General features: G+C 56.8%; 12 protein-coding genes. 8 read left to right on the forward strand and 4 right to left on the reverse strand.

Annotated elements, in window-relative coordinates:
* Positions 1 to 235 precede the first annotated feature (235 nt).
* The 3 genes from ACT3UM_RS23195 to ACT3UM_RS23205 all read left to right on the forward strand — a co-directional run bounded on the left by ACT3UM_RS23195 (position 236) and on the right by ACT3UM_RS23205 (position 2,520).
* The gene (locus ACT3UM_RS23195; protein WP_498902369.1) at positions 236 to 1,417 is read left to right on the forward strand and encodes an AAA family ATPase; all 1,182 of its coding nucleotides are present in this window, start codon (positions 236 to 238) and stop codon (positions 1,415 to 1,417) included.
* A 180-nt stretch (positions 1,418 to 1,597) separates the two neighbouring features.
* Positions 1,598 to 2,104 (forward strand): hypothetical protein, encoded by a 507-nt coding sequence (locus ACT3UM_RS23200; protein ID WP_498902370.1) that lies wholly within the window; start codon positions 1,598 to 1,600, stop codon positions 2,102 to 2,104.
* A 119-nt stretch (positions 2,105 to 2,223) separates the two neighbouring features.
* Positions 2,224 to 2,520, forward strand: coding sequence for a DUF1330 domain-containing protein (locus ACT3UM_RS23205; protein WP_498902371.1), 297 nt, complete (start codon positions 2,224 to 2,226; stop codon positions 2,518 to 2,520).
* An 84-nt stretch (positions 2,521 to 2,604) separates the two neighbouring features.
* Here ACT3UM_RS23205 and ACT3UM_RS23210 read toward each other — a convergent pair whose 3' ends face one another.
* Positions 2,605 to 4,731 carry a TonB-dependent siderophore receptor gene (locus ACT3UM_RS23210; RefSeq protein WP_498902372.1) on the reverse strand — a complete coding sequence of 709 codons (2,127 nt, stop codon included), beginning with the start codon at positions 4,729 to 4,731 and terminating at the stop codon, positions 2,605 to 2,607.
* A gap of 263 nt (positions 4,732 to 4,994) precedes the next feature.
* Here ACT3UM_RS23210 and ACT3UM_RS23215 point away from each other — a divergent pair, with 263 nt between their 5' ends.
* Genes ACT3UM_RS23215 through ACT3UM_RS23230 form a run of 4 tightly spaced genes read left to right on the forward strand, consistent with a single transcriptional unit; the run spans position 4,995 to position 8,896 of the window.
* Positions 4,995 to 5,987, forward strand: a complete 993-nt coding sequence (locus ACT3UM_RS23215) for an iron-siderophore ABC transporter substrate-binding protein (protein WP_498902373.1) — start codon at positions 4,995 to 4,997, stop codon at positions 5,985 to 5,987.
* A 46-nt stretch (positions 5,988 to 6,033) separates the two neighbouring features.
* A complete protein-coding gene (locus tag ACT3UM_RS23220; protein ID WP_498902374.1) occupies positions 6,034 to 7,023 on the forward strand; it encodes a FecCD family ABC transporter permease in 990 nt (329 codons plus the stop codon).
* Positions 7,020 to 8,063, forward strand: a complete 1,044-nt coding sequence (locus tag ACT3UM_RS23225) for a FecCD family ABC transporter permease (RefSeq protein WP_498902375.1) — start codon at positions 7,020 to 7,022, stop codon at positions 8,061 to 8,063. The genes ACT3UM_RS23220 and ACT3UM_RS23225 overlap by 4 nt, the downstream gene beginning before the upstream one ends.
* On the forward strand, positions 8,060 to 8,896 hold the full coding sequence (locus tag ACT3UM_RS23230) for an ABC transporter ATP-binding protein (protein WP_498902376.1): 837 nt from the start codon (positions 8,060 to 8,062) through the stop codon (positions 8,894 to 8,896). The genes ACT3UM_RS23225 and ACT3UM_RS23230 overlap by 4 nt, the downstream gene beginning before the upstream one ends.
* Here the strand turns inward: ACT3UM_RS23230 and ACT3UM_RS23235 are convergent.
* On the reverse strand, positions 8,858 to 10,057 hold the full coding sequence (locus ACT3UM_RS23235; protein ID WP_498902377.1) for a Bcr/CflA family efflux MFS transporter: 1,200 nt from the start codon (positions 10,055 to 10,057) through the stop codon (positions 8,858 to 8,860). The two genes, ACT3UM_RS23230 and ACT3UM_RS23235, sit on opposite strands and share 39 nt — an antisense overlap.
* A 241-nt stretch (positions 10,058 to 10,298) precedes the next feature.
* Between ACT3UM_RS23235 and ACT3UM_RS23240 the strand changes: the two genes are divergently transcribed.
* Complete coding sequence (locus ACT3UM_RS23240; protein WP_498902378.1) at positions 10,299 to 10,808, forward strand: cupin; 510 nt, start codon at positions 10,299 to 10,301, stop codon at positions 10,806 to 10,808.
* A 150-nt stretch (positions 10,809 to 10,958) separates the two neighbouring features.
* On the opposite strand, the gene ACT3UM_RS23245 is transcribed toward ACT3UM_RS23240, so the two are convergent.
* Both ACT3UM_RS23245 and ACT3UM_RS23250 read right to left on the reverse strand, forming a co-directional pair.
* The gene (locus ACT3UM_RS23245; RefSeq protein WP_498902379.1) at positions 10,959 to 11,276 is read right to left on the reverse strand and encodes a helix-turn-helix domain-containing protein; all 318 of its coding nucleotides are present in this window, start codon (positions 11,274 to 11,276) and stop codon (positions 10,959 to 10,961) included.
* A gap of 293 nt (positions 11,277 to 11,569) precedes the next feature.
* Entirely contained in the window at positions 11,570 to 12,379 is an 810-nt protein-coding gene (locus ACT3UM_RS23250) for a sulfite exporter TauE/SafE family protein (RefSeq protein WP_498902380.1), read from the reverse strand.
* Positions 12,380 to 12,405 lie beyond the last annotated feature (26 nt).

The following is a 12,405-nucleotide window of genomic DNA, read 5'->3' on the forward strand; positions in this document are numbered from 1 at the left end:
TGTGAAGAAGTGACCCCGTAAAAACACTCTCTTCAGAAAACTCGTACGGGAAGAAGGCAAACATCTGCAGGTTAGGCGCGCCATCGATTCGATACGCAACCTTATTGATGAGCCACCGTCGATTCCCTCGCGGACAATAGTGGTCGCCGCTACCGTTTCCATGCCGGGTGTACTCAACGCTAAACTGGCATTTCCATGCTGCTCGAAGCGGCTCGCCCTCAACCACCTAGAGCTTATGATCAACGCTTTTGCCGTTTCCAACTACCGCAGTCTGAAAAACGTTGTTTCGCCCCTGTCCGGTCTCAATGTAGTGACCGGGCCCAACGGGTGTGGCAAATCCAATCTGTACAAATCGCTACGGTTACTGGCAGACACCGCCAAAGGCAACCTGATCGCTTCAATTGCTCAGGAAGGTGGACTTGATTACACCTTCTGGGCTGGCCCGGAAAAACTCACCAACAGCATGAGAGACGGATCTGCCCCCATTGAGGGCGCCGCCAAAAAAAGCAATACCCGCCTTAGGCTGGGGTTCGTCGGAGAGGACTTTGGTTACGCCATTTCATTGGGGATGCCTGCGCCTCAGGGGTTTGCGGGCTACGGGGATCCGTCCATGTTTCAGTTCGACCCCGAGATAAAGCGTGAATGCATTTGGGCAGGCGATGTTTGCCGACCCAGCAGTTGCCTTATCGACCGCGTTGGCCCCGTGGTCAAAGTTCGTTCTGGTCGAAAGTGGGAGGTTTACAACGCCCACCTCAATAGCTACGAAAGCATTCTGAATGAAATCAGTGACCCGGTTGCCGTGCCTGAAGTCCATGCGGTTCGACAAACAATCCGCCACTGGCGCTTCTACGATCAGTTCCGAACCGATCCGCAATCCATCATTCGTACACCGCAAATCGGCACCCGCACGCCAGTGCTGGATCACGACGGCCGTGACCTAGTGGCCGCCTTAAGAACCATTCACGAAATCGGTGATCGTGAGGCACTGTATGCAGCAATTGAAGACGCCTTTCCAGGGAGCACCATCAATTTTGAGGCCGACGCGGGTAACCGTTTTGTGCTGCAGTTTCTGCAGGAAGGATTATTACGCCCTTTAAACCAGTCGGAATTATCCGACGGTACACTGCGCTATCTGCTGTTAGTGGCGGCGTTGCTCACCCCCAGGCCGCCTTCCCTGCTGGTATTAAATGAGCCAGAAACCAGTCTCCACCCAGATTTGCTACCCGCCCTGGGCCGCCTAATAATCCGTGCATCGCGGGACACCCAAGTTTGGGTGGTCTCCCACGCCCCACGCTTGGTAGCAACACTGGAACAAGATGAGGCCTGCCACTCTATTGCGCTGGATAAAGCGTTTGGCGAGACGACTATCCTGGGCCAGGGGTGGCTGGACGCACCGCCCTGGCAGTGGTTGGATTAAAAGCAGACCCATAACGATGTCCTGTTCGTTTAGCTCCGTCGCTAACGGCCTGACGACCAACCCCTCGCCAACGACGTCAATGTACGTTCAGTAATACTAGTATCTAAAGGATTGAGAGAATCCGGCAGTGGTGTAGGTGACCGCTGGATCAATCAGATAGCAAATGAAAAGGATCTCATCATGATTGAATCAATAGAAGAACTCGAAGCGATTAGAAAATCGTGCCATTCGATGGTCACCAAGAGTTCAAGCCTCTCTGCGGGCGCGGCGGTTATACCCATTCCAGGGGTGGATGTAGGCTCAGACGTTGCCATATTGATGCGGCTAATTCCCAGAATTAACCAGAAATTTGGTTTAACGCCTGAACAAATCGAAAGCCTGGATACAGAATCCAAGCTCTTTGTGATGACGGCCATCTCGAATACCGGCAGCAAAATGGCCGGTAAATACATCACGAAAAAACTTATCGTCATGCTTTTAAGCAAGATGGGCGTCAAAGTAGCGTCCAAAGGTGTTGCTAAGTTCGTTCCTTTTGTCGGTAGCGCCGTCGCTGGTGGTATTAGCTTCAGCGCGATGAAGTACATGGGCAGCCGCCATATCGAAGATTGTTACCAAATTGCCTTGGCAACACTGGAGAATGAGCGGCGGGAACATGAAATCGTGATTGGGTCAGAGCCTGACATATAACCTGCCTCTCACTGCCAAGATACTCATTAAAGCTGAATAACAGGCTTTCTAATGAGGCTCCGCTGATCGGCGGTGATATGCTCTAGCTGACTGCTAAACGATGACATCAGGAGAATTTAATGCCCGCTTATGTCGTAATGACCCGAGAACACACCCACGACGCCAAGGAAATGGAGCACTACGGCGAGAAGGCGAAAGCCGCTCGCGAAGGCCACGATCCGCAACCGCTCGCCTTCTACGGTGATTTTGAAGTACTCGAGGGCAGCGCCATGGAAGGGGCCGTGATTCTGCGCTTCCCGGATATGGCTGCCGCCCGCGCCTGGTATGAAAGCCCCGCCTACCAGGAAGCTCGCAAGCACCGTTTTCAAGGTGCCGATTACCGGGTGTTTATCGTAGATGGGATTGAAGAGGCGTAAAGCGCAAAACCCCCCGTTTAAAAGCGGGGGTTTGCGTTTGCTGCCTTGATAGCCAAATCCATCAGCTATCGTGGCGATATGACATCACCAGCGATAGCTCACTTTAGCGCTGATTTCACGCCCCGGATTATAGTAATCAGCCGTGCTTGAGCCGACCACGTGCTGCTCGTCGAGCAAGTTACTGACATTAACGGCTAGGTCAGCATCTTTGGTGAGCTGGTAGCTGAAGGCTGCGTCAAACAGCGTTGCTGCACTGCTCTTGGACGTATTGGCGGCATCAAAGTAGTAGGAGCCGATGTAACGGGCACCGAGACCAACACTCATATCCTGGCTAGGCAAGGTATAGTAGCCCCACAGCGACGCCGTATGTTTAGGTGCTGCGGTGAACTCGTTACCCTCTCTGGCTGCGTTACTGTCGCGTACCACTTCCGACTCCATATAGGAGTAACCACCGGCCACGCTAAAGCTATCGGTCAACTCAGCCTTGGCCTCCAGATCAAGACCCCGTACGCGGGACTCACCCACGGTTTCCCGCTCGATAACGCCATTATCCTGAACCACCGAGATAGTCACATCATCCCGGGTCAGGTCGTAGATGGCCGCCGAGAACAGCGCATTAGTGCCAAAGGGGGCATATTTTGCGCCAATTTCGTACTGTTCTCCCCGTTCGGGATCGACGCCAATCGTGGGCGGTGCGACCGACTCTACCATGCTGATATAGGTCGAAATTTCATCGGTGACGCGATAGGTCAGCGCACCGCGAAGTGAGGTCTCAGAGAAGTCATCGGAATCGCGAACGCCATCCATATTGGTGCTGGAGACATCCATCGAGTCGTTACGCACACCCGCTGTCACAATGAATCGGTCATAGAAGGACAAATTCTGGGTCAGGAAAACCGACTCGGTAGTGAAGTCCTGCTTGTTGCTGCTATAGACGTTGAGGCTACTCGGTGCCCCGCTAAAGACGGGATTTGCGATATCAATTGAGGTCGCATCCCCGTAAAACGAACTGTCTTCGGTTGAGGCATCGCGATACTCGACCCCCACCAACGTACTGCTATCGACCCGGTCGAAGCGCGCGTCGTACTGCAGGATAGCGTTACCGATCAGCTCCTGGGCTTCGTTGTCGGTACCAAAATAGTCTCGATCCACCACGCTGCCTACTCGCGCCGCAGAGTCAGTGATATAAACGTAACCGAAGTCATCGGTCAGATCGCTGTAGCGTAGATTACCGCGCAACGTCAGCCCGTTGTTGAAATCATGGGTAAGCTGCCCGGTGAGGCTGGTACGCTCGACATCATGATAGTTGAAACCAGGCTCACCAAAGAAGTCGCTGCGATCGTACTCCCGATCAAGTGGGTAACCACCGCTATTGGGCGTGTCGTCACGCTTCAGGTAGTCGAAAATAACGCTTGCTGAAGTGTACGCCGTTGGCTCCCAGGCCAGACCGCCCATCAAGAAACCATTGTTGTCTTTGGAGTGATCGTATTCCCGATCGCTGTCCCGAATAGTGCCGGTGAAACGGTAGGCCACGGTCTCGTCAGCGTTCAGCGTGTCACCCACATCAACACCGGCTTCTTTGGCGTCGAATGAACCGTAGGAGAGATAGCCTTCGCCAAAGCGTTCAAACCTTGGCCGTTTGCTTACAAAGTTGACCGAGCCACCTGGATCCGCCGGGCCGAACAATGTGGAGTTAGCCCCACGCAGAACCTCAACGCGTTCGTAGGCGTAGGGCTCCTCGCGAACACCGCGCATTGAGCCTAGCGTCAGCCCGTCACGGTAAGTGGTGGCCTGAAATCCGCGGATTTTGAAATAGTCGTTACGGTCATCGGTGCCGTAATAATCGGTGAGAATCCCGGGGGTATATTGCAGGACTTCCTCGGTGGTCGAGGCGTTGCGCTGTTCGATCTCTTTCTCAGTGATGACCGATACGGAGGCGGGCGTATCGAGAAGACTGGTGGCAACCTTGCCACCCACCCACAGCTCCTGGGCTACTATCGAGTTGGCATCATCATCGGCGTAGGCCGTGGCGTTGACGATAATAGGAGCAAGCCGATAGCCCTCATTATCGTCACTGCCTTCGCCGGTTTCCTGTGCGTTCCCGAGCATGGGAATAGTCACCAGCGTGGTGCCGCACAGGATGGAGGTAGTGGTCTGCTGCCACCGTAACCGACTTGCGTTGCGCCGGACTGTGCTACTGCTATCAGTCATGTTGAAGATCCCTTGAAATGAATAAACCTACCCTCGCGCCTTGTGGTTCTCTTTTAAAAGGCCGGAAGAGTATCCGAAGCTAGCATCCCCGAGTCAAGAGTGATAATGTCAATCACAATCATTTAGTTGAACTTTTGGTAATAATTGCAATACACAGTGACGCCATGCACCACCCGGACTACCCGTCATCTATCTAAACACTGCGTGCTAACCACGCGGTGAGAATTATCCGTTATTTACGTCTTAAGCTTTTGGAGAAGGCTATGGCACTGTTCCATAGAAGTCTGGGCGTTTGCGTGGCGCTTATCGCTGCGTGCAGCCTTAGCGCGGCACCGGTCGGCGCCCAGCAATATCCCCTTGAGATCGAGCACGCACTGGGCACCACCGTGCTACCCGAAAAGCCCGAGCGGGTCGCCACCGTGGCCTGGGCCAATCACGAAGTGCCGCTGGCGCTTGGCGTGGTGCCGGTGGGCTTTGCCGCCGCCAACTTTGGCGACGACAATGGCAATGGGCTACTGCCCTGGGTGGAGGCCCGCCTTGAAGAACTTGAGGCGGTACCTCCTGCCCTGTTCGATGAAGGCGACGGCATCGATTTTGAAGCCGTCGCTGCACGTCAGCCCGACGTGATTCTTGCCGCCTACTCAGGGCTTAGCCAGTCCGACTATGACACCTTGAGCCAGATTGCCCCGGTGGTCGCCTACACCGAAGGCCCCTGGGCAACCGGCTGGCGGGATATGATCCGGATTAACAGTACAGGCCTGGGCATGGCCGAAGAGGGTCAGGCGCTTATTGAACAGCTTGAAGCGAAGATTGCCGACACCGCTGCCAACCACCCTGACCTTGCGGGCAAGACGGCGATGTTCGTCACCCACCTTGATCCCACCAACCTGGGGCGCATTGCGTTCTATACCGACAACGACGCGCGGGTAGGCTTTTTTCACGATCTAGGGTTAGTCTCACCGGAGGTCGTCAAACAGAACTCAACCCCTGGTAAATTTGCTGGTGAGATAAGTTCTGAACTGATCGATGAACTCAACGATGTGGATATTCTCGTCACCTACGGCGGCCAGCCGCTCATTGATCAGCTTTCTGCCCACCCGCTCACTTCCCGCCTGCCGGTGGTAGAAAACGGCGCCATTGTCCTGCTCGGCAATAGCCCGCTAGGCACGGCAGCCAACCCTACCCCCATGTCGATTTCATGGTTGCTGGACGATTATGCAGACCTGCTCTCCGAAGCCGCACGTAAGTCAGAGTAATAGCGTTACCGCAGCTGAACTTAGGCCCAGCAAACCACGTAAAACATTGGCTACGCGTTTTGCTGGCGGCTTACTACTGTTGGTTTTGCTGATCCTTGCGTTAATGCTCTCTGTCGCGTTTGGCGCCCGCGAGGTGGGTTGGCCGGAAATAGCCGCCGCGCTGAGTGGGCAGGTTGAAACCATTGGCGACGCCGCCGTGGCCAGCCGCCTGCCGCGTACCCTGCTAGCCATTCTCGCCGGTGCAGCACTTGGCATTTCCGGCGGCGTCATGCAGGGCCTGACCCGCAACCCGCTGGCTGACCCCGGCCTTTTAGGCGTCAACGCTGGGGCGGCGCTGGCGGTGGTGGTTGGCATTGCCTGGTTCGGCATCGACGAGACGACCCACTATATCTGGACAGCCATTGTTGGGGCCGGACTCACCGCCGTCACGGTTTACGCGATTGCCAGCCTGGCGCGGGGCGGAGCCACGCCGCTTAGGCTGGCACTTGCAGGTGCTGCCACCACCGCAGCGCTAAGCTCGCTGGTTACCGCTGTCATCCTCCCCCGCGGCGATATCGCCGGGCTGGTGCAATCCTGGCTGGTGGGCGGCGTCGGCGGCGCCACCTATGATCAAATCCTTCCCGTACTGCCCTTTCTGCTTGTCGGCTTTGTTATCACGCTATTAGCAGCCCGTAAGCTCAACCTGCTCGCGCTGGGGGACGATACCGCCGCCGGGCTGGGTGAAAAAGTGGCCGTGGCCAGGGCCATGTCGGCGGTGGGTGCAGTCCTGCTATGCGGGCCGATCACTGCCGTGTGCGGCCCGATTGGCTTTGTTGGTCTGGTGGTGCCCCATGCCTGCCGTCTGCTGGTGGGTGGCGACTATCGCTGGCTGCTGCCCTTCTCCGCCCTGGGCGGCGCGGCACTGCTGACATTTTCTGACGTTGCCGGGCGGCTAGTAGCCCACCCATCCGAGCTGGACGTGGGCATCGTGACGGCCTTTATCGGCGCGCCGGTGTTTATCTGGATTGTGCGCAATCGCAAGGTAGGTTCGCTATGAACCAGCCGCCCCTCAACGCGATCAGTCACTTTAGCCACGTTCGCCGGGCGAGCGCCAAGCGCCGTGCTCGCATCATCACGCTCCTGGCCGCCTGCCTGCTCGCGGGCGTGGTGTTAACGCTCATGTTGGGGCAATCCTTCACGCCGCTTTCCACGGTGCTACGCGTACTGGGCGGTGCTGAGGTACCGGGCGTTGGCTTCACCGTGCGCGAGCTGCGCCTGCCCAGGGCGGTGGTATCAATACTGGTGGGCGCCTGCTTTGGCCTGGGCGGCATCGCCTTTCAAACCCTGCTGCGCAACCCGCTGGCAAGCCCGGACATCATTGGCATTAGCACTGGCGCCAGTACCGGCGCAGTATTCGCCATTGTGGTGCTCTCGCTAAGCGGCCCGGCGGTTTCACTGGCGGCCATTGGCTCAGGGCTGGGCGTCGCCCTGCTGATCTATGCGCTCTCCTGGCGCCAGGGGGTCACCGGCGGGCGGCTGATTCTGATCGGCATCGGCCTGGCTGCGATGCTGCAAAGCGTGACCGCCTATCTGCTTATGCGCGCCCCCAGCTGGACGCTGCAAGAGGCTCTGCGCTGGATCACCGGCAGCGTCAACGGCGTTCAGTTGGATCAGGCGCTGCCGCTGTTGGTCGCCCTTATCCTGTTTGGCGGGCTGCTGTTAAGCCGTCGCCGCGACCTGGAAACCCTGCGCATGGGTGATGACATTGCAGCGGGATTGGGCGTGCGGTTAGCCGCCACGCGCATGACCATTGTTATCTCCGCGGTCGCGCTGGTGGCATTTGCCACAGCGGTTTCCGGCCCCATCGCTTTCGTGGCATTTCTTTCCGGCCCCATTGCATCACGGCTGATGGGGCGTAACGGCTCGCTGCTCATTCCCTCAGCGCTGGTGGGCGCCCTGCTCGTTTTACTGGGTGATTATGCCGGACAATTCCTACTGCCCGCCCGCTACCCAGTGGGGATCGTGACCGGCGTACTGGGGGCTCCCTATCTGATTTATCTGATTATCCGCGACAACAAAAGCAGAGGCTCCCTATGAGCGCTTCCTCACTACTCGCCCAGAGCCTGGTGGCAGGCTACGGGGAGCGTACGGTACTCAATGACGTCAGCCTGACAGTGTCAGCGGGCCATACCACCGCCATCGTAGGCGCCAATGCCTGCGGAAAATCGACACTGCTGCGCGTGCTTTCGCGGCTGCTCGCCCCGGAGCAAGGTGAGGTGTTGCTCGACGGTAACGCCATTCACCGACTCAATACCCGACGCCTGGCGCAACAATTGGGCTTTCTTCCCCAATCGCCCATCGCGCCGGAAGGCATTAGCGTACTTGAACTGGTCAGCCGTGGCCGTCACCCGCATCAAGGAATGTTCAAACGCTGGAGCAGCGCCGACGAAGCAGCCGTCGCCGAGGCGCTGGCCGCCACGCATATGACCGAACTGGCCGAGTGCGCGGTGGAAGAACTCTCCGGCGGGCAGCGCCAGCGCGCCTGGATCGCCATGGCCCTTGCCCAGCAAACCGACGTGCTACTGCTTGATGAGCCCACCACTTTTCTGGATATCAACCACCAGGTTGAGGTGCTTGATCTTCTTACCGATCTCAACCGGGAACGCGGCACCACCATCGTGATGGTGCTCCACGAACTCAACCTGGCCGCCCGCTACGCCGACCGGCTGGTCGCCATGGCCAATGGCAAGGTTTACGCGGTAGGCCCGCCGGAAACAATTCTGACCGAACAGATGGTGCGCGACGTATTTGGCCTTGAGAGCCGGGTTATCGAAGACCCCGTTACCGGCAAGCCGATGATGATACCGCTTGGGCGGCATGGGAGGCCTGACTCAGCGTGCCTCGACAGCGGCGCGCCCCTTGATGATTGAGCGGACAAGCATTAGATACGCCACCGAACCACAGGCAGCCATGGCCAGGATAATCGCTTCAAGCGTATGCGGCAGCAAGGCAGACAATGCGCTCAGAATCCCAGCGATGCCGAACTGGGCTGCGCCCAGCAGCGCTGCGGCCGTTCCACTGCTGGTGGGAAAGAATTCCAAAAAGCAGGCCTGAATATTCGGTGAGATCGCCCCCACTGCACCGATGGTCAGCATCATGGCAGGCAGGAAGGCGTACAGCGGCCACTCCATAAAGGCAGCCATCAACAGCAAGAGTATGCCGACTGCCTGACACCCGGTCGCCAACTGCAGAATACGCAGCGACGGCAGCCTGGAAAGTAGCACACGATTGAGAATATTGAATATCAGCATCGCAACGATGTTCGCCGCAAACAACAACGAAAAGCTCGAGGGCGACTGGCCGAAGTGCCCCTGATAGATCAGTGAGGCGTAGGTGATAAACATCATCAGGGTGGAAAAAGAGGCAGCCTGCCAAACGATGAACGGCAGAGCAGGCTTTGTCGACAGCACCAGTTTGTAGCGCGCCAGCAGGCTCATTTGAGGGCTTTTCGCTCGCGACACCTTGCCCGTGCCGGTAAACAGCACCCGCACCAACAGCGGTACCAGCAGCAGCGCGTATACCGCCAAGGCGAAGAAGATAGTGTGCCAGGAGCCCAACAACAGAATCGCGCTACCTACACTCGGGGCAATGCCCGGCGCCAACACCATGATAAAGCCCATCATGGAGAACAGTTTCGCAGCGTCGCGGCCCGCCACCCGGTCGCGCACTAACGCCGGTACCGAGACCAGGGTCAAGCCAGCGCCAATGGCTTGAATTGCCCGCCCGCTGAGCAGGGTGTTCAAGGAATCCGCCATACCAATGACAAGGCTTGAGAGCGCAAAAATCGCCAGTCCGCTCATCAGCACCCGCTGGCGGCCGAAGCGATCCGAAAGCGCACCGCCGATCAACTGACCCAACGCCAACGCAAAGACATACACCGAAACACTCAACGATACCGCTTGCTGAGAAATCCCCAGCGATTCGCCGATGACCGGAAAGGCCGGCAGATACGTATCCATGGAAAACGGGCCCAGCATCATGGTCATTGCCAGGCTCAGTACCACAATGAAGGGCGTTTTAGATTGGGTCATAGAAGCTCACGGTAAAAAGGCGTAATGATAGACAACACCCACGATATGATACCGACTGATGCCATCAAGGCAATCCAATAGAGAATGAAGGGGTAGCCTGTTGGGCGGGAATCGACTAAACACCTCACCAGTTTGTTATCGGTTTGCTCGGTTTTGCATTAAAAACTATTCTAAAAACATGCTTAAAACCGATTTTAAAACCCAACTGACAGCACACCCAACGAGGAACGAGGAGGCAAGGATGTCTACCCCCCAGCCAGAACGGCTCCACCTAGATAGCGATGAAGTGACCGGCTATCCCAACTCCCCACTGCCCGTACTGATTTATCGCCAAGTTCTCGACATCAGCAATGCAGAGGAGCGAGCCGATGCCTTTGAAAGCATATTCAAACGCCACGGCTGGCCGCCAGCGTGGCGCTACCACCTGTATGACTTCGACCACTTTCACTCCACCGCCCACGAGGCGCTAGGCATTTTTCAAGGCCAAGCCAAAGCGCGACTGGGTGGCCCAAACGGCCAGGAGCTGATGCTTTACCCAGGCGATGTGCTGGTGCTGCCAGCGGGGGTTGGGCATGCCAGCCTGGAGGCAGACGACGATTTCTGCATGGTAGGCGCCTATCCACCCGGCCAAAAGCCGGAAATAGAGCGCGGTGACCCCGCACAGCTTGCGGCGGCACAAGAACGAGTGGCTGCCGTGGCCTTACCCGAGGATTCTCCGGTAGGTGGTTCACTAGCGGAGCTGTGGGGGTAAAATTCTTCGCAGGCGTATGCCCTACGTATTGGGTAAGTCAGTGATATATCAAAAAAGGGCCGCTCAAATGAACTGTCCTTTTAGTTTCGCTACGCTTTATCTAAACCTTTCACGCTGAGATATATTGCCTTCAAGCACATAAAAATGGCGTTAAGCGATAGCCTGAATACCGTTTTTTTCTATTATCGCGAGAAGGCGCAGCGCGGGCCCACCAGGCCGTTTTACGCCTCGCTCCCAATCAGAAACCAAATTCTTGCTGACGTTGAGATAACGGGCAAAAACAGGCTGAGAAAGGTGCTCACGCTCACGAAGTGCCCGGATCGCTTCAGGTGGGATCGATTGTGCATTTGTCAGGCAAGTATCATCAAAAGTGCGCATCGTCTTCTTATTGACCGCGCCCACCTCATGCAACGCTTCCATAGTTTCATGGATCGCGGCCATCGCCTCACTACGGTATTCCTTAGTCATTATCTTTCACCTCCGCAAACTGGCCCCTTCGAATCATCTCAGACAAATGCTCTTCTGACAGGCCGAGGATATACTGAGCTGCCTGCTTGAAGGCCGCCTGCTCTTCATTATTAATAGGCCCTTCGTCACTTCATGCGGATTTGGCCTGATCAAACAGGCGGCCCACCGGCCTCTTACAACAAAGGAGAGGCTCAAGCGCGCCCGTCATCAGAGGCTAAGTAAACATAACCATAAACGCTGTTCATTTACACAGCAAAACATTGTCGTGATTCTGTCAAGTAAAAGCGGGCGCTTCAACGCACAAAAACCATCACCGCTAGCACCAACGACAGCAGTAACAGGTACACCCTGGCATGAATACGATCAGGGATGCGTCCGATCCATATCGACGCCAGGCGGATACCGAGCCATGAGCCTATCGCTAACACCAGCAACGCGCGCAGATCCACATAGCCCGCATACCAAGTCCCCAAAGCGGTATTACTTGCTGACAGCAACACATACGTTGCGGTGCCACTTACCGCCATCGGCAACGACAACGGATTGGCCATGGCAGTGGCTGCCGTCATACTTGCGCCTCTCCGGCGCATCAGCGGTACGGTCATTACACTACCGCCAACGCCCAGCAAGGCGGCCATCGCACCAATCAATGTCCCCGTCATCGCCGTTACCCCACGACCCATAGGAAGCACATCACTCTCCGCCTGATGCAGAAAACCGGGCCGCAGAACGGCATCCGCAATCGTAATACCCAGATAGCCGATAAACGCCCAGCGCACCCACTCGCCACTTAACGACACCGCGGCTGCAGCACCGAGCACAGCACCCATTGCGATATAGCCGACCAGTGGACGCACCAGATGCCATTGCACGGTCTGCCGTTGGTGGTGGCGCCATGTCGAAAGGGAAGCTGCAAATACCATCAGCGCCGTCGAGGTGGCCACCGCGATATGCATGGCCGCCTGACTGATACCACTATCCGGCCCATGAACAGAAATCAGTAAGGTATACAGCAGAGGAACCACCACAAACCCACCACCGAAACCGAACAACACGGTGGTCACTCCGGCCAACCCGCCACAAATTAGCAATACGCTATACACCGGCTCTCTCCTAATGAACTCAATAG

This window comes from Halomonas sp. AOP13-D3-9 (genome assembly GCF_052379125.1).
In the GTDB taxonomy this organism is placed as follows: Bacteria; Pseudomonadota; Gammaproteobacteria; order Pseudomonadales; family Halomonadaceae; genus Vreelandella.